This window comes from Methylobacterium sp. 1A, from assembly GCF_058072805.1.
This window is the reverse complement of sequence record NZ_JBYQVE010000001.1, coordinates 1,497,541-1,517,763: the sequence shown is the minus strand read 5'-3', so window position 1 is coordinate 1,517,763 and position 20,223 is coordinate 1,497,541. Positions and strand designations below refer to the sequence as shown.

The 20,223-nt window shown below is 70.2% G+C and carries 19 protein-coding genes, 2 pseudogenes and 1 other annotated feature; of the genes and pseudogenes, 11 read left to right on the top strand and 10 right to left on the bottom strand.

The features are described from left to right. Positions 1-139 precede the first annotated feature (139 nt). The 4 genes from ACX9MN_RS07430 to ACX9MN_RS07415 all read right to left on the bottom strand — a co-directional run bounded on the left by ACX9MN_RS07430 (position 140) and on the right by ACX9MN_RS07415 (position 4,575). On the bottom strand, positions 140-1,000 hold the full coding sequence (locus ACX9MN_RS07430) for a universal stress protein (protein ID WP_489724074.1): 861 nt from the start codon (positions 998-1,000) through the stop codon (positions 140-142). A gap of 115 nt (positions 1,001-1,115) precedes the next feature. Continuing rightward, positions 1,116-1,412 (bottom strand): hypothetical protein, encoded by a 297-nt coding sequence (locus tag ACX9MN_RS07425; RefSeq protein ID WP_091682926.1) that lies wholly within the window; start codon positions 1,410-1,412, stop codon positions 1,116-1,118. Positions 1,413-1,463: 51 nt separating this feature from the next. Next, on the bottom strand, positions 1,464-4,088 hold the full coding sequence (locus ACX9MN_RS07420) for a cation-translocating P-type ATPase (protein WP_489725214.1): 2,625 nt from the start codon (positions 4,086-4,088) through the stop codon (positions 1,464-1,466). An 85-nt stretch (positions 4,089-4,173) separates the two neighbouring features. Beyond that, positions 4,174-4,575, bottom strand: coding sequence for a DUF6455 family protein (locus ACX9MN_RS07415; RefSeq protein ID WP_489724073.1), 402 nt, complete (start codon positions 4,573-4,575; stop codon positions 4,174-4,176). A 156-nt stretch (positions 4,576-4,731) separates the two neighbouring features. On the opposite strand from ACX9MN_RS07415, the gene ACX9MN_RS07410 reads away from it, so the two are divergent. Then, the gene (locus ACX9MN_RS07410) at positions 4,732-6,318 is read left to right on the top strand and encodes a bifunctional aminoglycoside phosphotransferase/ATP-binding protein (protein WP_489724072.1); all 1,587 of its coding nucleotides are present in this window, start codon (positions 4,732-4,734) and stop codon (positions 6,316-6,318) included. Between the two features lie 94 nt (positions 6,319-6,412). On the opposite strand, the gene ACX9MN_RS07405 is transcribed toward ACX9MN_RS07410, so the two are convergent. Next, positions 6,413-6,682, bottom strand: a complete 270-nt coding sequence (locus ACX9MN_RS07405; RefSeq protein ID WP_489724071.1) for a hypothetical protein — start codon at positions 6,680-6,682, stop codon at positions 6,413-6,415. A 42-nt stretch (positions 6,683-6,724) separates the two neighbouring features. On the opposite strand from ACX9MN_RS07405, the gene ACX9MN_RS07400 reads away from it, so the two are divergent. The 10 genes and pseudogenes from ACX9MN_RS07400 to ACX9MN_RS07355 form a co-directional block, all read left to right on the top strand. Continuing rightward, positions 6,725-7,831: a S41 family peptidase gene (locus ACX9MN_RS07400; protein WP_489724070.1), complete on the top strand. Its 1,107-nt coding sequence runs from the start codon at positions 6,725-6,727 to the stop codon at positions 7,829-7,831. Positions 7,832-7,869: 38 nt separating this feature from the next. Further along, entirely contained in the window at positions 7,870-10,473 is a 2,604-nt protein-coding gene (gene mgtA, locus ACX9MN_RS07395; RefSeq protein ID WP_489724069.1) for a magnesium-translocating P-type ATPase, read from the top strand. A gap of 89 nt (positions 10,474-10,562) precedes the next feature. After that, entirely contained in the window at positions 10,563-10,910 is a 348-nt protein-coding gene (locus ACX9MN_RS07390) for a DUF1476 domain-containing protein (RefSeq protein ID WP_489724068.1), read from the top strand. A 71-nt stretch (positions 10,911-10,981) separates the two neighbouring features. After that, on the top strand, positions 10,982-11,632 hold the full coding sequence (locus ACX9MN_RS07385) for a BON domain-containing protein (protein ID WP_482960229.1): 651 nt from the start codon (positions 10,982-10,984) through the stop codon (positions 11,630-11,632). A gap of 11 nt (positions 11,633-11,643) precedes the next feature. Beyond that, positions 11,644-11,958 carry a hypothetical protein gene (locus ACX9MN_RS07380; RefSeq protein WP_489724067.1) on the top strand — a complete coding sequence of 105 codons (315 nt, stop codon included), beginning with the start codon at positions 11,644-11,646 and terminating at the stop codon, positions 11,956-11,958. Positions 11,959-12,070: 112 nt separating this feature from the next. After that, a complete protein-coding gene (locus ACX9MN_RS07375; RefSeq protein ID WP_489724066.1) occupies positions 12,071-12,547 on the top strand; it encodes a hypothetical protein in 477 nt (158 codons plus the stop codon). Continuing rightward, on the top strand, positions 12,544-12,786 hold the full coding sequence (locus ACX9MN_RS07370; RefSeq protein ID WP_489724065.1) for a hypothetical protein: 243 nt from the start codon (positions 12,544-12,546) through the stop codon (positions 12,784-12,786). Before ACX9MN_RS07375 ends, ACX9MN_RS07370 begins: the two co-directional genes overlap by 4 nt. A 197-nt stretch (positions 12,787-12,983) precedes the next feature. After that, positions 12,984-13,268, top strand: a pseudogene (locus ACX9MN_RS07365) (IS630 family transposase); the annotation flags it as partial. A gap of 46 nt (positions 13,269-13,314) precedes the next feature. Continuing rightward, positions 13,315-14,543, top strand: a protein-coding gene (locus tag ACX9MN_RS07360) for an IS3 family transposase (RefSeq protein WP_091713013.1) whose coding sequence is annotated in 2 segments (ribosomal slippage) — positions 13,315-13,603 and positions 13,603-14,543 — 1,230 coding nt in all. Because the reading frame shifts where the segments join, the coding sequence is not laid out codon by codon here. Then, positions 13,596-13,712, top strand: a sequence feature (AL1L pseudoknot). It overlaps the preceding gene by 117 nt. A gap of 40 nt (positions 14,544-14,583) precedes the next feature. Beyond that, positions 14,584-15,248: pseudogene (locus ACX9MN_RS07355) on the top strand (IS630 family transposase); the annotation flags it as partial. A gap of 84 nt (positions 15,249-15,332) precedes the next feature. Here ACX9MN_RS07355 and ACX9MN_RS07350 read toward each other — a convergent pair. The 5 genes from ACX9MN_RS07350 to ACX9MN_RS07330 all read right to left on the bottom strand — a co-directional run bounded on the left by ACX9MN_RS07350 (position 15,333) and on the right by ACX9MN_RS07330 (position 20,207). Next, the gene (locus ACX9MN_RS07350) at positions 15,333-15,602 is read right to left on the bottom strand and encodes a hypothetical protein (protein ID WP_012322495.1); all 270 of its coding nucleotides are present in this window, start codon (positions 15,600-15,602) and stop codon (positions 15,333-15,335) included. Between the two features lie 104 nt (positions 15,603-15,706). Further along, complete coding sequence (locus ACX9MN_RS07345) at positions 15,707-16,117, bottom strand: DUF2147 domain-containing protein (protein ID WP_020092873.1); 411 nt, start codon at positions 16,115-16,117, stop codon at positions 15,707-15,709. A 34-nt stretch (positions 16,118-16,151) separates the two neighbouring features. Next, positions 16,152-16,760, bottom strand: a complete 609-nt coding sequence (locus ACX9MN_RS07340; RefSeq protein WP_489724064.1) for a hypothetical protein — start codon at positions 16,758-16,760, stop codon at positions 16,152-16,154. 319 nt (positions 16,761-17,079) lie between these two features. After that, complete coding sequence (lpdA, locus tag ACX9MN_RS07335) at positions 17,080-18,819, bottom strand: dihydrolipoyl dehydrogenase (RefSeq protein WP_489724063.1); 1,740 nt, start codon at positions 18,817-18,819, stop codon at positions 17,080-17,082. Positions 18,820-18,830: 11 nt separating this feature from the next. After that, positions 18,831-20,207, bottom strand: coding sequence for a 2-oxo acid dehydrogenase subunit E2 (locus ACX9MN_RS07330; protein WP_489724062.1), 1,377 nt, complete (start codon positions 20,205-20,207; stop codon positions 18,831-18,833). Positions 20,208-20,223: the final 16 nt, after the last annotated feature.

The window sequence follows — 20,223 nt, the reverse complement described above, 5'->3', positions numbered from 1 at the left end:
AGGCCTTGCGGAGCGCGTGTGGCGCCGGACTATGGCGTGCCGGTGTCAGCGTCTGCGCGCCAGGGAGTCTTCCGACCCTCGCGAAGCTTTGGGCGCAGGTGCCGGAAAAGCCCGGGCGCGACACCCGGCGCGTGATCGTTCAATGGGCGAGGAACAGCGGTACCGGGCTTCGGGTCAGGAGTGACCGGGTTGCGCCGCCGAGGAACCATTCCTGCAGGCGCGGGTGTCGGTAGGCTCCCATCACCAGCATGTCCGCGCGGAACAGTCCGACCTGGGCCCTCAACGTCTCCGCAACGTCATCGACGACAGGCAGGACGTTCACCGAAACGTTCACGCCATGACGCGCGAGGTGCGGCGCGAATTCGGCGCCGGCGGCCGAGGCCGACAAGTCCTTCTCGCCGACCACCGATACGATCTCGACCGCCTCGGCAGCGCGCAGGAACGGCAGCGCGTCGTTTGCGGCCCGGGCAGCCTGTGCGCTTCCGTCCCAGGCGACGACGACCCGCCGCGCGGAGAACGCCGAGCGGCCCGCGGGCACGACGACGAGCGGACGTCCGCTCCCGAACAGGACCCCGTCGATCAGGTCGCGGTCGAGATCCACCTCCCGCGACTCGGCATCCAGGACGGTCAGGTCGGCGAGCCGAGCGCGAGAGGTGACTCGTGCGATCAGGTCCGGATAGGCGAGCGCAGGCGCCTCGGTCGTACAGGTCACGCCCGCGCTCGCGGCGTCCCCGGCTACGCGATCGGCAACGGACTGAGCTAGGATGCGTAAGCGCCGGTTCTCGCCCGCGACGAGGTCGTTGACGAACCCCAAACCCGCTCCGCCGACCATGGTCAAACGACGTGCAGCGGACTGCACGGTCAGGTGGGAGCCCGCCGTGGCGGCAAACGTGAGGCCATAGCCGAGCGCCGTCTCGGGCTCGTCGCCGCGGCCCTCCTCGGTGACGGCGACCAGAATGTCGCGGAACGCGGCGAGGGGGGAGGAGGACGGGAGGGACATGAGGGGTCCAGACTGCCTTGTCGCCCAAGTCTCCATCGTAGCGGCGGGCCCGCCTTGATCCAGCGCAACACCGGGACGTTCAACGACTGCGCCAGGTCATCTGCATCCGGCCCGATCACGGCTTCCGGAAGCGGGAAACGGCGCGCTCGACGGCCCTGGCGAGCGTCTCAAGCCGCGGCTTCAGCGACGGGATGTCCTCGCTCAGGAGGGCGAGGCCAAGGGGTAGCATCCAGAGGCCGAGGATGGGCAGGAACGACAGCAGGCCACCCCCGATCAGCGCGAGCGCCGCTGCAAGCCGCACCGGGCGCCGCGATGGCTTTCTCAGCCACGTGACCGCCTCGCGCAGGCGCACGGGAAGGCGGCCGGTCAACCGCTCAACCCGTGCATCCCAATCGGCCGCAATCGGGTTCATCGCTATCCTGCTCCAGTTTGAAAGCTCGCAAGGATACCCACGTCGCCGGTGTCAAAGACCGTCGGACCTCAAACGGTGCGGCCCTCGCGCGGACCGCTTGATTGCTCCTGCGACGAAGGTCCCGAATTGGACGACCAGGAGCGGCGCGAGGCTCGCCGGTAGTACGATTGCCCAGCCGCTCCAGCCGAGAGAGGCAAGGCCGAGCACGGCGCCGACGGGAGGAAGGTAGGCCGGTCCGACGAGCAGCGCCGTGCACAGGAGCAGCGCGGCCCAGACCCAGGGATTGCGCGTGACCTCGTTCCGGAAGTGCTTCGAACCGGAGGCACGCATGTTGAACACCTGCCAGAGCTGCGCGAAGGCGAGCATCAGGAACGTGACCGTCACGATGGAGGCTCGGTCGAGGGCGAGCCAGAACTCGGCAACGGCCAAGGCGCCGAAGGTCGATGCCGTCATCGCGCCGGCATGCAGGACGATCCGGACCCATTGATTTCGCCCGAGGATGGGCTCCTTGGGGTCCCGCGGCGGCCGCAGTAGGATGTCGTCGCGACCCTCTCCCAACGCCAACGCGAATGCCGGGAAGACATCGGTGACGACGTTCAGGTAGAGGATCTGCAAAGGCAGGATCGGCAACGGCAAGGTCGACACGACCGCCAGCCCGACGACCATCACCTCGCTCAAGTTACAGGCTAGGAGGTAGGCGACGAACCGGCGGATGTTGTCGAAGATGACCCGTCCCTCCCGGATCGCGCCGACGATGGCCGGAAACGCGTCGTCGAGGAGGACCATGGCGGCTGCCTCGCGCGCCACGTCCGTCCCCCGCTGACCCATCGCGACACCGATGTCCGCCTGCCTCAGGGCCGGGGCGTCGTTGACGCCGTCGCCGGTCATGGCGACGACCTCACCCACGTCCTGATAGGCACGCACCAGCGCCAGCTTCTCGGCCGGGCTCACCCGTGCGAAGACCGCGATGTCCTCGTGCCCGTCCGGCAGGCCGCCAGCGGGAGCCCCTTCCGCAACCTTGTCCTCCGGTCGGGCGAGCCCGATTGCGCGCGCTATGCTCCGCGCCGTGACAGCGTGGTCGCCGGTGACCATTACGACGCGTATGCCGGCAGCGCGGCAGGCTGCCAGCGCCCCTGGAACGTCCTCCCGGGCGGGATCCTCCAACCCGACCAGCCCGAGGAACGTGAGCTCCTCGAACGGATGGATGTCCCTCTCGTCCGCCATCTTCTCGGCACAGGCGATGACCCGCAGGCCCCGTGCGCCGAGATCCTCGACCCGCCGCCGCCACAGGTGGCGGTCGACAGCGTCGAGCGGGCGGTCGCGCTTTCCAGCGCTGGTACATCGCGAGGCGGCGAGCACGGCCTCCGGAGCGCCTTTGACCGCCACCAAGTAGCGCGGCCCCGAAGCGTGGACGGTCGCCATCATGCGGGTGTCCGCCTCGAAGGCGTGCTTCCCCACCTTCGGCCGGTCGTGCAGTAGGGCTTCGCGGTCGAGGCCCACGGACCGCCCCGCTCGCAGAAGCGCCTGTTCCATCGGGTCGCCGCTGCCCTCTCCGACGCCTGCTCCGAGGGCGGCATCGTTGCAGAGCACGGCGACGCGGAGCAGGCGTCGGGCTTCGCTGGACGGGTCGCACCCTCTCTCGGATACGGGCAGATCGCCCGAAGGCGACGACAAATGCCGCACCGTCATCCGGTTCTCGGTGAGCGTGCCCGTCTTGTCGGTCAGGATGAGGGTCGTGGCCCCGAGCGTCTCGACGGCCGAAAGGCGCTCGATGAGCGCGTTCCTGCGCGCCATCCTCCACATTCCGCGCGCGAGCGTCAGGGTCGCCACGATGGGCAGCCCTTCCGGAATGGCTGCGACCGCCAGTGCGATGCTGGCTTCGATCATCAGGCGGAGGTCCTTCCCGGTCGCCACGCCGACGCCGGCGAGGGAAACGACCACCATCAGGACGACCCAGACCATCTGCCGGGACAGGTGTTCCAGGCGACGCTCCAGTGGTGATCTCTCCGGCTCGGCCTGCTCCACGAGGCGGGAGACGCCGCCGAGCTCGGTTCCGGCGCCGGTCGCCACGACAACGCCGGTGGCACTTCCGCGGGTGACCAGCGTTCCCCGGAAGAGCATCGACGAGCGCTCGGACAGGAGCACGTCCGGAGCGACCGGGTCCGCCGACTTGTTCGCGGGCACGGATTCCCCCGTGAGCGTCGACTCGTCCGCGCCCAGGTTCGAAGTCTCGACCAGCCGGATGTCGGCCGGGACCGCATCCCCGCCTTCCACCAGCACGATGTCGCCCGGGACGAGATCCTCGGCCGCCAGCACCCGGACCTGCCCGTCACGACGGACGCGGGACGAGTGCGTCCCGAGCGCCCGCAATCCCTCGACGGACCGCACCGCCCTCAACTCGGTGAAGAAGCCGAGACCGGTGTTGACGGCCAGGACCGCGACGACGGCGACGACCTCCCGCCAATCGCCGAAGTAGAGCGAGAGCCCACCGGCCGCCGCCAGCAGGTAGACGACGGGGCTGCCAAGCTGGTGCAGGAACAGGACGAGCGCGCCGGTCGGCTCCTTCGTGGCGATTACGTTTCGACCCGCTCGGGCGAGCCTTTGCCGGACCTGCGCCTCCGTAAGGCCCATGTGCACGCTCGTCCCGAAGTGCCCGGGAACGTCCTCGACCGGCATGGCATGAGCCTGCCCCATAGCCGGCATGTCACGGTCGGTCGCCACCTGCGGGTCGGACGACAAGGGTTCGATGGCCGCTCCCGGTTCAAGCATGTCGTAACCGGTCGAGGCGAACGGCATTCGGGCAGTATTCCGGGTAGGCGTCGGACGCGGTTCCGGCCCAGAGCTCGCGCGCGCAACGGCTGCGTTCCGTACACTTCAGGCAGGCCGCTTCAAGCTCTCGCATGGCCCCGGGCTGGTGCAGCCGGACAGCTTCGGGGTCGATGTTCAGGCTTCGCATGAGGTTTGCGATGTTGCGGACCTTCGCGGCGGCTTCCGGCGACAGACCGATGGAAGATGAGGCGTCAGCCTCCGTCATCGCCTCCATCATCTCCTGGTCGATGTCTCTGAGTTCTCGGGCCGCCTTCAGCGAACAACACCATTCGTTCATCGAGGCGGCGACGCCGAACGGGTCGAACGGGTCGGTTTTGTCGGTTCGTGCGGCCATGGCGGCCTCCGCAAAGCCCCTGACTGCACCTCTCGGGCCGCGGCTCCCTTGATCCATCTCAAGGTCGATCAGGTGGTGCCGACGCAAGGCTCAACCGACGGGTGCCGGTCACCGGGCGACCGCGTCTCGCCAGTCGCACACGGAGCCCGAACGCTGATGCACGTCGACCTCGGCCTGCGCCGCGTCCAAGGTCGAGGCTCCCGAGGACCAACCCGCATGTCGCCCTTGGATCAGTCTTGTGTTGGCGAGTTCCTGAAGCAGGCCTTATCGCGCACGGGGACGGTGGACACGGCAACCACGCACATCTCCAGGCTGTTCCTGGCAGGGGACCGCGTATTCAAGCTCAAGCGCGCCGTGCGCTTTCCCTACCTCGATTTCTCCACGCCCGAGCGCCGGCTCGCGGCTTGTGAGGCAGAGGTGGCCCTCAACCGGCGCACGGCTCCTACGCTCTATCTCGGCGCCCGGCGGATCACGCGCGAACCGGGCGGGACACTGGCCTTCGACGGGTCCGGGGATCTCGTCGACGCCGTGGTGGAGATGCGCCGCTTCCCGGAGGCGGACCTGTTCGACGCCATGGCGCGCGACGGTCGCCTCGGACCCAGCCACGTCGCGGAACTCGCGCAGGTCATCGCGAACTTCCATGCCAACGCGGAGATCCACCGGGACGGAGGCGGGGCCGCCGCCATGGCGACGCTCGTCGACATGAACGACGCCGCCCTCCGGGCGACGGGGCTCCTCACGGCCGAGGGGACGGAGGCTCTCACTGCTCGGTTCCAATCGCACCTGACGCGGCACGCCCCTCTGCTGGATGCGCGCCGCACGGCAGGCAAGGTCCGCCGCTGCCACGGCGACATGACCCTGCGCAACATCTGCCTGTTCGAGGGAAGACCGACGCCGTTCGACTGCATCGAATTCAGCGACACCATCGCGACGACTGATGTCCTGTACGATCTCGCCTTCACCCTCATGGATCTCTGGCACCGCGAGCGCTTCCACCTCGCCAACCTCCTCCTCAACCGGTACCTCGATTTGGCGGACGAGACCGACGGGATCGGGCTGCTGCCGTTCCTGATGGCGTTGCGCGCGGTGATCCGCGCCCACGTCACTGCGGCGCAAGCAGCGGATGGAACCGGCGATGTCGCCGCCGCGAAGACGGCCGAGGGGCAAGCCTATCTGGCCCTCGCGGAGAGCCTGCTTACCGACAAGCCAGTCGTCGTCCTGGCGGTCGGCGGCTTCAGCGGTTCCGGCAAGTCGACCGTCGCGGTCGCAGTTGCCCCGTGGATCGGGGCGGCCCCGGGTGCCCGCATCCTGTCGAGCGACCGCATCCGCAAGCGCCTGCATGGCGTCGACGCCCTCACGCGGCTGCCGGCATCGGCCTATGCTCCCGCCGCGTCTCGTCGAGTCTACGAGATCCTGCGGTTGGAGGCGGCACGTGTCCTGGCCGCTGGCCATTGCGCCGTCGCCGATGCCGTCTTCGACCGCCCTGCGGAACGTGAAGGCATCGAGGCGGTCGCCCGGGACAACGATGCCGGGTTCCTCGGCGTTTGGCTGGAAGCGCCGGCCGCGACGCTCGCAAGCCGCATCGAGAAGCGTGTCGGTGACCCCTCGGACGCGACCGCGGCGGTCCTGACGGCCCAGGTCGCACGCGGTTGCGGCGCGCTCTCGTGGCATCGTCTCCAGTCAGACGTGCCGCTGGACATTCTGCGCTCGACTGTCCTGTCTCTCGACGGGCCGTCGCCGTGACGGGGCAGCCGACCGCCCGTCCTCCTCAGGCGGTCCCGAGATCCGGCCAGGGACGGTCGAGAGGGGCGCGCACCACGGCGTCCGTTGACGCACGTCAATGCGATGCCGGGTGCGCATAGCCACCCTGAAAGCGCATCAGCAATTCGGGCCAGACGATGCCGTTCAGATCGACCGAAGGCGAGCCGGCACGCGACCGGTCAACGCCCGGTCGCGGTCTCACGTGCTTGATCGTCGGGTTGGCCGGGTTAGCCGGGACGGTCGGCACGGTCCTGATGACGCCGGGCTCACCCGATGCCGGCACTTGGCCCGACCGATCGCGCGAGTCCTCGTATAGGATCTGCTCGCCTTCGGGGCCGCGTTCCACGTCGTCCGAACACGAGCGGTCGACATCCCCACCGATGGGCGCTTGGTCGACGCGGCCATCGCCGGGATGGTCGCATCCCTGGACCGGCATTCACGCTACCTGACGGCGACCGAGTTTCGCCGGCTCGACGAGCAGAATACCGGGACCTACGCGGGCATCGGCCTGGAAGTCGAGGCAGGTGGGCGGGTTCGGAGCACGCTTCCAGGCGCCCCCGCGGCGCGAGCCGGCTTGAAGCCCGGGACCGTGATAGTGCGCATCGATGGCGACGCCGTAGAAGACCTCGGGGTCGACCAAGTCGCCGGCCGCTTGCGGGGCGAGCCGGGCTCCACGGTGCGACTGCGGATCGTGCAAGCAGAGGCGCCAGCCCCGGTCGAGGTGATCATGACCCGGGAATGGCTACCGCTGCACCCGATCCGCATACGGGTCTTCGATGCCATCGCCTATATCGGTGTCGATCACTTCGACGAGTTCACCATCGGCAGGCTGGTCAGCGCGATCGCGACCCTGAAGGACCGCATCGGTCGGGACCGGCTCCGCGGCTTCGTGGTGGACCTACGCGGCAATCCAGGCGGCCTCGTGGTGCAGGCCGTTGCGGTGGCCGGAGCCTTCCTTGGGCACGGTGAGATCGTGCGCCTAGTCGGTCGCGGTCCCGACAAGGTCGAGCGGTTCGCGCTGGACGGGACGGGAGGTGACTTGATCGATGGACTTCCGCTCGTCCTGCTCGTGGATGGCGGCACGGCCTCCGCGGCCGAGATCGTCGCCGGAGCGCTCCAGGACCACCGACGCGCGACCGTCATCGGCACGCGCACCTACGGCAAGGGCGCCGTTCAGACCACCTACACGCACCGGGACGGGCGCGGTCTGCGGCTGACCACAGCCTGGGTCGTCACGCCCGCAGGCCGCAGCGTGGAAGGCAACGGCATCGAGCCCGACCGCGAAGTGCCGCCTGACGGAATGGCGGCGGAAGATGGCGGAAGACCGCCGGAGAGGCCGTACGGGAACGGCGGGTCCTTGCAGGACGGCATCGTGGAGGATGGCCTGATCGACCCGACGCGGGACCGGCAGTTGACCGCCAGCCTGAGGTATCTGCGGGCAGCCGGCCAGGGCGGCGGCTTGATCCAGCGCAACGACCCCATCGCCCGCCGATGATGTCGTCCGCCACGAGCGGAAGGCGATGGACCTGCCCCATGGAAATGACAGCGGCTCCGGTCCTCGCCCGGGACATCTCCTCGCTGCCGGACCAGCCGCCATCCGTGTCCGCTGCGGCTTTCTGGACGCGCGGATCCGAGGCGCTCTGCTCCGAGCTCGGGTGCGGGCTCGACGGGCTCGACTCCTCCGAAGCGGCGCGCCGGCTCGAACGCTACGGGCCGAACAGCGATGCCGGCGCGCGGGCTGATGGCGCGCTGCGAGCTGTGCTGCGCCGCCTGCTCGAACCGCTCGCCTTGATCCTGCTCACGGCCGGGCTCGTGTCGGTTGCGACCGGAGACGTCGTGTGGGGCGCGATCATCGTCGCCATCCTGGGGTTGTCCGTCGGTCTCGACACCGTGCAGGAGGGTCATGCGACGAGGGCGGCGGAGGCTCTGCGCCACGCGGTGGCGCTGAAGGCCGAGGTACGGCGCGACGGCCACTTCGTCGCCGTCCCGGTGGAACAGGTGGTCCCGGGCGACCTCCTGCGCGTTCGAGCAGGAGACATCGTTCCGGCAGACGCCGTCATCATCGAGAGCGATGCGTTCACGGCCGCCGAAGCCGCGCTGACCGGTGAGCCCTACCCGGTCGAGAAGCGCCCCGGACCTGTGACGGCCTCCGAGCCGGCCGAGGCCTCGAACGCCCTCTTCCGCGGCGCCGTCGCCCAGACGGGCGAGGCGACCGCCCTCGTCGTCGCGACCGGTCGCTCCACGATGTTCGGCGCGGCAGCCTCGGCGCTGGTCGAGGCTCAGGCATCTTCGCCCTTCCAGCGTGACCTGCACGCGTTTGGGCTCGTCGTCGCCCGGCTCACCATCGGCTTGATGCTCTCCGTCCTGGCGTTCCGTGTCGTCCTCGGCCGGCCGGTGCTCGATTCGCTCCTGTTCGCCGTGGCCCTCGCGGTCGGGCTGACCCCGGAGCTTCTGCCGATGGTCACCACCGTGACGCTCTCCCGGGGCGCGCTGCGCATGGCGGCGCGCAAGGTCATCGTGAAACGCCTGGCCGCCATCCACGACCTCGGCGCGATGACCGTGCTCTGCACCGACAAGACCGGGACGTTGACCTCCGCCGAGATCGCGTTGGCGCGCAGCCTCGACCCGGCGGGCCGGGACAATGCGCGGCCGGCGCGGCTCGCGGCCGTCGCCGCCGACCTCGGCGGCGACCGTGGTTCGCTCGACGCCGCCTTGGCCAAAGCCCATCCGAACGCCGGGCAGGGGTGGGGCCTCTCCGGCCGGCGGGCGTTCGACTACGGGCGCCGCACCGGGTCGGTCATCGCGCAGGGACCGGAAGGGACGCTGCTGATCCTCAAGGGCGCCCCGGAAGCCGTCCTCGCGCTGTGCACCGCGCGCCGTGCCGGCGAGCGGACGGAACTGATGACCCCGGCAGCGCGCGGCGAGGCCCTCGGGCAGGTCCGAACGCTGGCAGAAGACGGATTGCGCAGCATCGCCGTCGCCTCGCGGGTTTGGTCCGGGCACGTGACACCGCCCGGAGGCACGGACGAGGTCAACCTCGTCTTTGAGGGGTTCTGTGCCTTCGCCGATCCGCCGAAACCAACGGCGGCGGCCGCCATCGCGCGGCTCGCGCGGGCGGGCGTGCGCCTGAAGATCCTGTCCGGCGACGACCCTGTGGTCGTGCGCCGTCTCGCAGGTCTCGTCGGGCTGCATGCCGGCACGGTTTTGTCCGGCCCCGAGGTCGCGGCACTCAGCGACGCGGCCCTCGCGGTGCGGGTCCGGAAGGTGGACGCCTTCGGGCGGCTGACGCCCGACCAGAAGGCGCGCGTCGTGCGGGCGCTCCAGGCCAAGGGCGCCGTAGTCGGCTTCCTGGGCGACGGCATCAACGACGCGCCCGGCCTCGCGCAGGCCGACATCGGCCTTTCGGTCGACGGCGCGACCGGTGTGGCCCAGGCCGCCGCCGACATGATCCTGCTCGCCTCCGACCTAGAGGTCGTCGCCGACGGCGTCGCGGAGGGACGGCGGACCTTTGCCAACATCCTCAAGTACGTCCGCATGGGGGCGAGCTCGAACTTCGGCAACATGCTCTCCATGGCGGTCGCCTCGGTGGCGCTGCCGTTCCTGCCGATGCTGCCGACGCAGATCCTCCTCAACAACCTGCTCTACGACCTCTCGGAGGTCGGCATCCCGTTCGACCGGGTGGCCTCGTCCGCGACCGCCCGGCCCCAGGTCTGGGACATGGCGAACGTACTCCGTTTCGCCGCGGTGATGGGGCCGCTGTCGTCGCTGTTCGACCTCCTGACCTTCGGTGTGCTGCTTCTCGTCTTCGGCGCCTCGGCCGAGGAGTTCCGCACGGCCTGGTTCCTGGAGTCGATGGCGACGCAGATCCTGGTGATCTTCGTCATCCGGACAAACGGGCATCCCTGGGAGGACCGTCCGAGCGCGGCGTTGGTTGGTTCATCGCTCGCAGCCCTCGGGGCCGCGTTGGCCCTTCCGTTCTCGCCGCTGGGGAGCTGGTTCGGCTTCCAGATCCCAGACCTGCCGACCCTGCTCGCCATCGGGCTGATCACCGTCGCGTACCTGGCGGCGGTCGAGGCCGTGAAATCATGGGTCGTCCGCCCGCGGCACCACGCGCAGGGCCGACGTCCGGGAGCTTGATCTGCCTCAAGGCTGGCCGCCGGGACCGGTCGAAAGATAGCTGGTCGGCCGCCGGTCCGGTCCGGCGCTGCACCGGGTTGGAGGCTTCCATGACCACGACGTTCGACGAGCGCGAGCGGGCCGCCGAGCGCCGCTTCGTCCAGCAGGAGGAGGCGCGCTTTCACGCCCGCAACCGGCGCAACCGGCTCCTGGCGACCTGGGCCTGTGAACGGATGCGCCTGACCGGCACGGCGGCCGAGAATTACGTCACGTCCTTCTCGGAGGGCGCGGTCGTCACCGACGACGACACGCTGATCGCGAGGCTTCAAACCGACCTGAAGGCGGCCGGCATCGAGGCGACGGTAGTTCGCTTGAGCACGGAGATGACCCGGTGCGCCGCGCTGGCACAGGCCGAGCGGCGCGTCGGGGTTGCGCTGGATCAAGGCTCCTCCGGCTAGGCCGCGCAGGATCGACCCAACCATTCCTGCCACCTGGCACGAATAGGAGAGACGTCATGAGGAAGGACGCCATGACCGACAAGGATCTGCGCCGCGACGTGCTCGACGAGCTCGACTTCGATCCCAGCCTAGATGCCGGCGCCATCGGCGTCGCCGTCTCGGAAGGCGTGGTGACCCTGACCGGCCACGTCGGCAGCTACGCCGAGAAGGTCGAGGCCGAGCGCGCCGTTCGCCGGGTCAGGGGCGTGCGCGCCATCGCCCAGGAGATCGAGGTCCGCTACGCCGACGACAAGAAGGTCGCCGACGACCAGATCGCCGCGCGGGCGCTGGCCATCATCGACTGGTCGGTGCACCTCCCGAAGCAGGCCATTCAGGTGAAGGTCGCCGGCGGCTGGGTCACGCTGACTGGCACGGTGGACTGGCAGTACCAGATGGCGGGCGCCGAGGCGGCGGTGCGGAAGCTGTCGGGCGTCCATGGCGTGACCAACCTCGTCGAGGTCAGGCCGCGGGTTCCGCCGACGGCGGTCAAGGACAAGATCCTGGAGGCGTTCAGGCGCAGCGTCATGTTCGAGGCCGACGGGATCAAGGTCACCGTCTCGGGCGACAAGGTCACGTTGGAGGGCGCCGTATCGGCCTGGGCGGAGCGGGACGCCGCCGAGCGTGCGGCCTGGTCGGTCCCGGGCGTGCGTGCCGTCGAGGACCGCATCGTCGCCCTGAGTTGAGGAGAGCGGCCATGTTCCACGGCACGTGCTCGCGTGGTGGCTCCTGGAGGGAGACGAAGGTCACGGCGCTATCCCTCCCGTTGGGCGTCGCGGGGATCCTCCTTGGCCTTTGTGTCCCGCTGTCGGTGCTCGGACAAGACGCCGACGGCTCGGGATCGAACCAGGTTGCGTCGAGCCGCTCCGATTACGTGACCAAGAGCGGCGAGACGGTGCCGCGGCCGGACAAGCTCGACCTCAGGCCGGGCAGCGACATCCAGCGGCGGACGCCCGAACAGGAGCGCGACGATGCGGTCACGCGGGGCACCTGTGCCGGTTGCCTACGCTGACACCGGCCCTTCGTCCGCGCCACGGCGGCGGCGCCACATCGAGGATCCGCCTGACAGTTGCTCTGCGTCCGGTTTTCGGGACGCACATCGTTCTGAAACGAGGAGGCTCACAATGGCTCATGGAACGCATGAAGCGGACGCCATCGCCCCGGGTGTGGTACCGCGTACGGGCAAACCGAGCGCACCCGCCACGCTGCAGCGCGTGACCCTGACGCTGGCGCGCTGCCCGGAGCATCCGGACGGCAGCGGCGGACGGGGCTACGAGATCGTGGCACCGCTCGGACCGGACGGCCACCTCGACGCGACGCTGTGGCGGGAAACCCGGGACCATTGCCGCGCTCGGCGGTTCTGGATCGGCGAGCGCGACCGGCATGGCCGGCTCGTGCACCGCGCCGGCGGCGAGGGCGGCGCGACCTGGCTGATCGACTATGATGACCGCACCGCCGAAGACGACGAGCCCGGCTATCGTCTTGGGACCCATGCCTTCGTCGAGGGCGAATACGTCTCGATCCGCGATGCCGGTGACGGGACTGAGCGCACCTTCCGCGTCACCCACGTCAGCCGCGTCGAGGCAAGGATCAAGTCATGACGCGAGGGTCGTCGGACCTTCCGGCGCGCCCTCCGTCCTCGGAGTTCGAACTCGCCGAGAATGCCTTGCTGACGCTCTGGCGCACGTTCTGGCTCGACCTCCCGCTGGCCTGGGCAAGCGAAGTCGACCGGCTTCTGTACCGATGGATACAGCCTGCGGATATCGAGGACCGTCTTCTCGGCCTCGATATCGGAGACGCAGATCGTATAGACGAGGTCCAGGACAGCCAGCGTCAGTGACTGCCGAACCTGGTTCCGAACTCGGTCAGGCTATGCAATCGACATTGATCGTCAAGCCAGCCCGCGGTGGTGTCCAGCATAGTTTGGAGGGTCGGGAAAGCCTAGAGCGTTTTCGGTTTGGGCTGAGTCGGCTTGGTGGGGTTCACGCGGCGCTGGGAGGCTGATTCACTCAGGCCGGTCGACAGCCGGAGTGATGCATGGGCCGCCCCTACAGCTTGGACCTGCGCGAGCGGGTGGTGACCGCGGCTGCGGCGACCTCGCGCCGTCAGGCGGCCGCCCGCTTCGGGGTCGGCCAAGCAACCGCGATCCGCTGGATGGCGGCGCTCGCCGCGACTGGGACGGTGGCCGCCCGGCCGCAGGGGCGTGCCCGCCGCTCCAAGCTCGACCCGTACGAGACGTTCCTGCGTACGCTGATCGACGAGACGGTCGACATCACCCTGGAGGAGATGCGCGCCCGGTTGCAGGACGAGCATGGCCTTGAATCGCCCCGGGATTTTCGGAGGCTCCAACTCTTGAGAGACTGGAGCCATGACGAAGCATACCCCACCCTTTTCCCCTGAGGTTCGCGAGCGGGCAGTCCGGCTGGCCCGGGAGCATGAGAGCGAGCACGGTTCGCAATGGGCCGCGATCCAGTCGATCGCGGCCAAAATCGGTTGCTCTGGCGAAACGCTGCGCAAGTGGGTCCGTCAGGCCGAGCGCGACCGGGGCGTGCGGGCCGGACCGACGACGGATGAGCGCGAGCGGATCAAGGCGCTGGAGCGGGAGAACCGCGAGCTCCGGCAGGCCAACGAGATCCTCAGGAAGGCGAGCGCGTATTTTGCCCAGGCGGAGCTCGACCGCCGGTTCCGGTCATGATCGCCTTCATCGACGATCATCGTGCGCTCTACGGGGTCGAGCCGATCTGCAAGGTTCTGCCGATCGCCCCGTCGACGTACCACGCCCATGCCGCGCGACGAGCCGATCCCGGGAGGCTGTCGGCTCGAGCCAAGCGGGACGCGGCACTCATGGTCGAGATCCGGCGCGTGTACGAGGCAAACTTCCGGGTCTACGGCGTGCGCAAGGTCTGGCGGCAGCTCGCCCGCGAAGGGATCATTGTGGCGCGCTGCACGGTGGTCCGGCTGATGCGAACGATGGGCTTGGCTGGCGTCGTCCGGGGGCGGAGGGTTCGCACCACCGTTCCCGATCCGGCGGCGGCCTGCCCGCTCGACCGGGTCAATCGACAGTTCAGGGCCGAATGCCCGAACCGGCTATGGGTGGCGGATTTTACCTACATCGCCACCTGGGGCGGCTTCGTCTATGCGGCCTTCGTGATCGACGTCTTCGCCCGCCGGATCGTGGGCTGGCGTGTGTCGCGCTCGGCCCGGGCCGACTTCGTGCTCGATGCCTTGGAGCAGGCCCTGCACGAGCGCCGCCCCTTCGCCGGCAGCGGCCTCGTCTGTCACTCGGATCGCGGATCGCAATATGTGAGCATCCGCTACACCGAGCGCTTGGCCGAGGCGGGCGTCGAACCCTCCGTCGGCAGTGTTGGCGACTCGTACGATAACGCTCTCGCCGAGACGGTGATCGGCCTGTTCAAGGCGGAGGTCATCCATCGACGCGGGCCGTGGCGGTCCTTTGAGGCGGTCGAGTACGCCACGCTGGAATGGGTGGACTGGTTCAACCACCGTCGGCTGCTCGAACCAATCGGCCACATCCCTCCCGCCGAGGCGGAGGCACGCTATTATGCCCAGGCCGAGGTCCAAGCCTTGGCCGCCTGAGCCAAACCAAACGGCCTCCGGAAAACCCGGGGCGATTCACCTCACCGTCGGGCTCGGCACGTTGTGGGCCTTCCTCGACGCGCGCGACCTGACGTACAAAAAAAGACGGCCCACGCCGCAGAGCAGGATCGGCCGGACGTGAAGGCCGCCCGGGAAGCGTGGTTCGAGAGCCAGCCCGATCTCGACCCGGACCGGCTGGTGTTCCTCGACGAGACGTGGACCGCCACCAACATGGCCCGCACCCGCGGGCGCTGTCCCCGCGGCCAGCGGCTGCGCTCCCCCGTCCCGCACGGTCATTGGAAGACCACGACCCTGGTGGCGGGCCTGCGCCTGTCCGGGATCGCCGCGCCGTTCGTGCTCGACGGGCCGATCAACCGCGACGCCTTCCAAGTCTACGTCGATCAGGTCCTGGTGCCCGAACTCGCACCCGGGGACATCGTGATCATGGACAATCTCGGCAGCCACAAAGGCCCGGCCGTGCGCGCGGCGATCGAGGCGGCGGGCGCGCGGCTCCTGTTCCTCCCGCCCTACTCGCCGGACTTCAATCCGATCGAGATGGCGTTCTCGAAGTTGAAGGCGGGGCTGCGCAAGGCCGCGGCGCGCACGCGCGAAGGGCTCTGGACCACAATCGGGCGGCTCGTCGATGCCGTTACGCCCGACGAGGCCGCAAACTTCTTCGTCGCGGCAGGATACGACCCCGATTAAACCGAAACCGCTCTAGCCGCGGGCAGATATCACGGCCCCTCTCGCGGGTCCTGCGCCGCTCGGGTCACCGGGGATCAGGCGAGATCACCGGCTGCCGCCGCCGCCACCGCCCTGCGGCGCGACCCGCGACGGCTGGTTGGCGTTGCCCGCTGCCGCCGAGTTGTTGGAGATCGTGTCGGCCGGCCGGCCGGTGGGCGAGTAGCTCACGGCGGCTTCGTTCCCGGTGGCGTCGATCTGCTGGCTCACCACGCCCGGCGCGCCGGGAGCGGGCGCGACGGGCCGGGCCTCGACCTGGGCGCTGGCCGGCGCGACGGTGGCGAGGGCGAGAAGGGCGGCGAGACATGTCCGGGTCATGAGAATCCTTGCTGGTTCCAGGCTCAGGCAACCTCAGTCGCGCGCGATCGATCCCGCGTTGTTGCGACGCGGCACCGCCTCGCCCCGGCGCCCGCCGCGCGCGATCACTTCACGCGCGTCCAGGTCTGCCGCTTGCAGAACACGCTCATGACGCAGCCGGAGACCTCGAGCGAGTCGGGTCCCGTGAGCTTCAGCGAACCGGAATAGGTCTTGCCGTCGTTCGGGTTGTAGAGCGACCCCGAGAAGCCGCCGCCTTCGGGCTGTCGCGCGTCGAGGATCTGGACGCCGACGACGCTGCGGCCACGCAGGGCCGGATCCGGGTTCTTCGCGTCGAGCCCCTTCCCGGGTGCGCTGATGATCGTGCCGCAGAAGCCGCCGCCGCAGGGCGCGATGCGGACCTTCGAACTGCCGGTTTCCGTCAGCCATACGCCGGCCGGATCGGCCGCCAGGGCCGGCGCGCACGCCGCGCCCGTCGCGAGCAGGGCCAGAACCGCGCGACGAAACCTCGAACCCATACCTGTTCCTCCCAACCGAGAACGCGGCTGGGTTCTACCGCGATGCCTGCGGCAGCGCACCGCCCAGATACGTCTCGACGACCTCGCAGAACGGCTGCCCGGCCCCGGTCGACAGCACGGCGTCGATCTCGAAGAGCGGATCGTCCGGTCCGGGGGTGGCGCTCCGGACCGGCGCGCGCACCTCGACGGTGCTGCGCACCGGGGCGAGGGGACGCACGACCCGGCCGAAGGGCGTGCGGGTGGTGTCCAGCGTCGCGTTCATCTCCGGCGTGAGCCGGGCCGGCACGTACCAGTTATCCGCCTCGGACAGGACGCGGTCCCCGCAGGCGAGGCGGACGCGGCGGTAGCGCACCGGCTCGTCCGGGCCGATCGCGAGACGGGCGCGCTGCGCGGCCGTCAGGGGCTTGTCGGCGACCGGCACGCGTTCCGCCACGAGGTGAGGGTCCCCGGTGAGCTTGTAGTCGGCACACCAGCTCTCGAGGGCGAAGGTCGCGCTGTGCGCCGCGAGGATACGGCTCCGCAGCGAGGCGATGAGCGCCTGCGGCCCGTCGGCGGCGGACGGCGTATCGGCCGGCTTCGGCGCCTCGGCGGCATCGCGCGCCCAACTCGGCGCCCCGGTCACCGCGCCCGATCCCAGCAGCACGGCGAGGACCAGGGGCGGTACCCGGAACGCCTGTGCGGCCGTTGCGGGCCGCGGGGCCCCGCGCGCCGATCGATCCCGTGCCAGTAATGGCAAAATGCGGACGGCATGGCGGAAAGACTTTCCGGTGTGCCACAGCATCTCGGATCATATCCTCCCAGCTGAACCACCAGATCTTCGCCACGTGCCGCCGCATCGAGGCCCGGCAGAACGCTCCGACCGGACGGCTTCCCGGCCGAGCCGGCGACGCGGGCCGAGATCTATACAAGACGCGGCGATCCGTCGAGCCGCCGGGCGGACCGGCCCGGCGCCGACGTCGTGTCTACCGACGGGCGACTGGCGGCAGGTCGGTGCAGAGGCCGAGCCCGGCCTCCGCCGCGAGACCGATCGTCTCGCCGAGGGTCGGGTGGGGGTGGATCGTCCGGCCGATATCGGTGGCGTCGGCGCCCATCTCGATCGCCAGCGCGACCTCGCCGATCATGTCGCCGGCGCTCGGGCCGACGATGGCGCCGCCGACGACGCGCTTGGTCTGCGCGTCGAAAAGCAGCTTGGTCAGGCCGTAATCGGCGCCGTTGGCGATGGCCCGGCCCGAAGCGGCCCAGGGGAAGCGCGCCACCTCGACGGCCCGCCCGGCCGCCTTCGCGGCCGTCTCGGTGAGCCCGGCCCAGGCGATCTCCGGGTCGGTGTAGGCGACCGACGGGATCACGGCGGCGTCGAACCCGGCCTTGTGGCCGGCGGCCGCCTCGGCGGCGACGTGGCCCTGATGCACCGCCTTGTGGGCGAGCATCGGCTGGCCGACGCAATCCCCGATGGCGAAGATGTGCGGCACGTTCGTGCGCATCTGGGCGTCCACCGGCACGAAGCCGCCGTCCAGCGCCACGCCGGCCGCGTCGAGACCGAGCGTCGCCCCGTTGGGCCGGCGGCCGGCGGCCTGGAGCACGAGGTCGTAGGTTCCGGACTCGGCCTCCCCCGAGAAGGTCACGGCGATCCCGTCCGGTTTCGCCTCGGCGGAGACGACCTCGACCCCCGTCAGGACGCGGTCGAAACGATGAGCGTTGCGCTTCGTCCAGACGACGACGAGATCCCGGTCGACGCCCTCGAGCAGGCCGGGCAGGCGCTCGACCACGTCGACCCGCGCGCCGAGGGCGCTGTAGACGGTCGCCATCTCCAGGCCGATGATGCCGCCGCCGATCACCAGGAGCCGGCGCGGCACGGCGGGCAGTTCCAGCGCCCCGGTGGAATTCACGATCCGCGGATCGTCCGGGAGCATCGGCAGGGCCACCGGCGCCGAGCCCGCCGCCACGACGGCGCCCGTGAAGGTGACGTCCCGCGTGCCGCCGTCGTGCAGCATCACCGAGACCGTGTCGGGCCCGGTGAAGCGGGCTGTCCCGCGGACCACCTCGACCTTGCGCTGGCGCGCCATCTGGGCGAGCCCGTCGGTGAGGCGGCGGACGGTGCCGGCCTTGAAGGTCCGCAGCTTCTCCAGATCGACCGTCGGCGCGCCGAAGCTGATCCCGTGCGCGGCCAGCCGGACGGCCTCCTCGGTGACCGCGGCCACGTGGAGCAGCGCCTTCGAGGGGATGCAGCCCACGTTGAGGCAGACGCCGCCGAGGGTCGCGTGGCGCTCGACCAGGATGACCCGCTGCCCGAGATCGGCGGCCCGGAAGGCGGCCGAGTAGCCGCCCGGTCCTCCGCCGATCACCAGGAGATCGCAGCCCGCGCCGGCCTGCGGCTTCGGCGGCGGCGCGGCGGGCGTGGGCGTGGGCGTGGGCGCGGAGGTCGGGGCCGAGGCAGGGGCCGGTTCGCCGCGCGCGTCGGTCGCCTCGACCGCGAGGCGGGCGACGAGGGTGCCGGCCGAGACCGTGTCGCCGAGGCCGACCAGCATCTCGACGAGGCGGCCCGCCGCGGGGGAGGGGATGTCCAGCGTCGCCTTGTCGGATTCGACCACCAGCAGGGTCTGGTCCTTGGCGACCGGCTGGCCGGGCGCCACCGGGATCTCGATGACGGGCACGTCGGCGTAGTCCCCGAGATCGGGGACGCGGATGTCGAGGGTCTCGGGCATGGCGGCGGCGGTCACAGGAGGGCGCGGCGCAGGTCCGACAGGACCGAGGCCACGTGGCCGAGGAAGCGGGCGGCGGCGACGCCGTCCACGACGCGGTGGTCCCAGGACAGGCTGAGCGGCAGGATCAGGCGGGGCTGGAAGGCCGCGCCGTCCCAGACCGCCTCGGTGCGCGAGCGCGCCGCGCCCAGGATCGCGACCTCGGGGGCATTGATGATCGGGGTGAAGCCGTCGCCGCCGATGCCGCCGAGCGACGAGACCGAGAAGCAGCCGCCCTGCATGTCGGAACCCGGGAGGGTTCCGGCCCGAGCCCTCTCGGCCATCGCGGCCATCTCGGTGGCGATCTCGATGAGGCCCTTGCGGTCGCAGTCGCGCACCACCGGCACCATCAGGCCCTTCGGCGTGTCCACCGCGAAGCCGACATGGACGTAGTCCTTCAGGACGAGGTCGCCGCCCTCCAAGGAGGAATTGAAGCGCGGATAGGCGCGCAGCGCCGAGGCCGCCGCCTTGATCAGGAAGGCCACCATGGTGACCCGGGCGGGCGGCGTGCGCGTCTCCGTGTTGAGGCCGACCCGGAACGACTCGATCTCGGTGACGTCGGCCCGGTCGAAATTGGTCACGTGCGGGATCGTCAGCCAGTTGCGGCTGAGATTGGCCCCAGAGAGACTCTGGATGCGCGAGAGCGGCTCGCGCCGCACCGGCCCGAACTTGGCGAAGTCGACCTCCGGCCAGGGCGGCAGGCCGGCGCCGATGCCGGACGCGGCGACGGGCGCCTGGACCGGCGCGTTGAGGGCCGCCTTGACGAAGGCGTGCACGTCCTCGCGCAGAATCCGCCCCTTCGGGCCGGTGGCGGCGACGCGGTCGAGCCCGACGCCCAGCTCGCGCGCGAGCTGGCGGACCGACGGGCTGGCATGCACGTCGCCGCTTGTTGCCTGGATCGGGTCGGCCCGCATCGGCTCCTGCGAGGCGCGACCGGCTCCCTCTCCCGTGCGGGCGAGGGCTGGGGTGAAGGGGTGGCCGTCTCCGGACAACCCGGATCCTTCACCCTGTCCCTCTCCTGCACGGGAGCGGGGACCCGCGCCCTGCCCGGAAACCGACGGCGCTGCGGCCGCGGCAGGCGGTGCCGCCGCGGTCTCGACCCCGCCGCCCTCGGCAGGCTCCACCGTGAGGATCGGCGTGCCCTCGGACACTTTCGTCCCCACCGACACCAGCAACTCGCGCACGATGCCGGCGACCGGGGAGGGGACCTCCATGGTGGCCTTGTCGGACTCGATGCTGAGGATCAGGTCGTCCACCGCGAGGCGGTCGCCGGGCTTTACCAGAAGCTCGATGACCGGCACGTCCCGGTAGTCGCCGATATCTGGGAGGGCGATCTGCAGCGCGGCGCTCATGCGGTCGGGTGTCCGT

Coding starts and splice junctions, on each gene's coding strand:
- ACX9MN_RS07390 (WP_489724068.1), top strand. CDS start 10,563: ATGACCACGACGTTCGACGAGCGCGAGCGGGCCGCCGAGCGCCGCTTC.
- mgtA (WP_489724069.1), top strand. CDS start 7,870: ATGGAAATGACAGCGGCTCCGGTCCTCGCCCGGGACATCTCCTCGCTG.
- ACX9MN_RS07415 (WP_489724073.1), bottom strand. CDS start 4,575: ATGGCCGCACGAACCGACAAAACCGACCCGTTCGACCCGTTCGGCGTC.
- ACX9MN_RS07350 (WP_012322495.1), bottom strand. CDS start 15,602: ATGACCCGGACATGTCTCGCCGCCCTTCTCGCCCTCGCCACCGTCGCG.
- ACX9MN_RS07375 (WP_489724066.1), top strand. CDS start 12,071: ATGGCTCATGGAACGCATGAAGCGGACGCCATCGCCCCGGGTGTGGTA.
- ACX9MN_RS07370 (WP_489724065.1), top strand. CDS start 12,544: ATGACGCGAGGGTCGTCGGACCTTCCGGCGCGCCCTCCGTCCTCGGAG.
- ACX9MN_RS07385 (WP_482960229.1), top strand. CDS start 10,982: ATGACCGACAAGGATCTGCGCCGCGACGTGCTCGACGAGCTCGACTTC.
- ACX9MN_RS07425 (WP_091682926.1), bottom strand. CDS start 1,412: ATGAACCCGATTGCGGCCGATTGGGATGCACGGGTTGAGCGGTTGACC.
- ACX9MN_RS07345 (WP_020092873.1), bottom strand. CDS start 16,117: ATGGGTTCGAGGTTTCGTCGCGCGGTTCTGGCCCTGCTCGCGACGGGC.
- ACX9MN_RS07430 (WP_489724074.1), bottom strand. CDS start 1,000: ATGTCCCTCCCGTCCTCCTCCCCCCTCGCCGCGTTCCGCGACATTCTG.
- ACX9MN_RS07380 (WP_489724067.1), top strand. CDS start 11,644: ATGTTCCACGGCACGTGCTCGCGTGGTGGCTCCTGGAGGGAGACGAAG.
- ACX9MN_RS07420 (WP_489725214.1), bottom strand. CDS start 4,088: ATGCCGGTCGAGGACGTTCCCGGGCACTTCGGGACGAGCGTGCACATG.
- ACX9MN_RS07410 (WP_489724072.1), top strand. CDS start 4,732: ATGCACGTCGACCTCGGCCTGCGCCGCGTCCAAGGTCGAGGCTCCCGA.
- lpdA (WP_489724063.1), bottom strand. CDS start 18,819: ATGCCCGAGACCCTCGACATCCGCGTCCCCGATCTCGGGGACTACGCC.
- ACX9MN_RS07330 (WP_489724062.1), bottom strand. CDS start 20,207: ATGAGCGCCGCGCTGCAGATCGCCCTCCCAGATATCGGCGACTACCGG.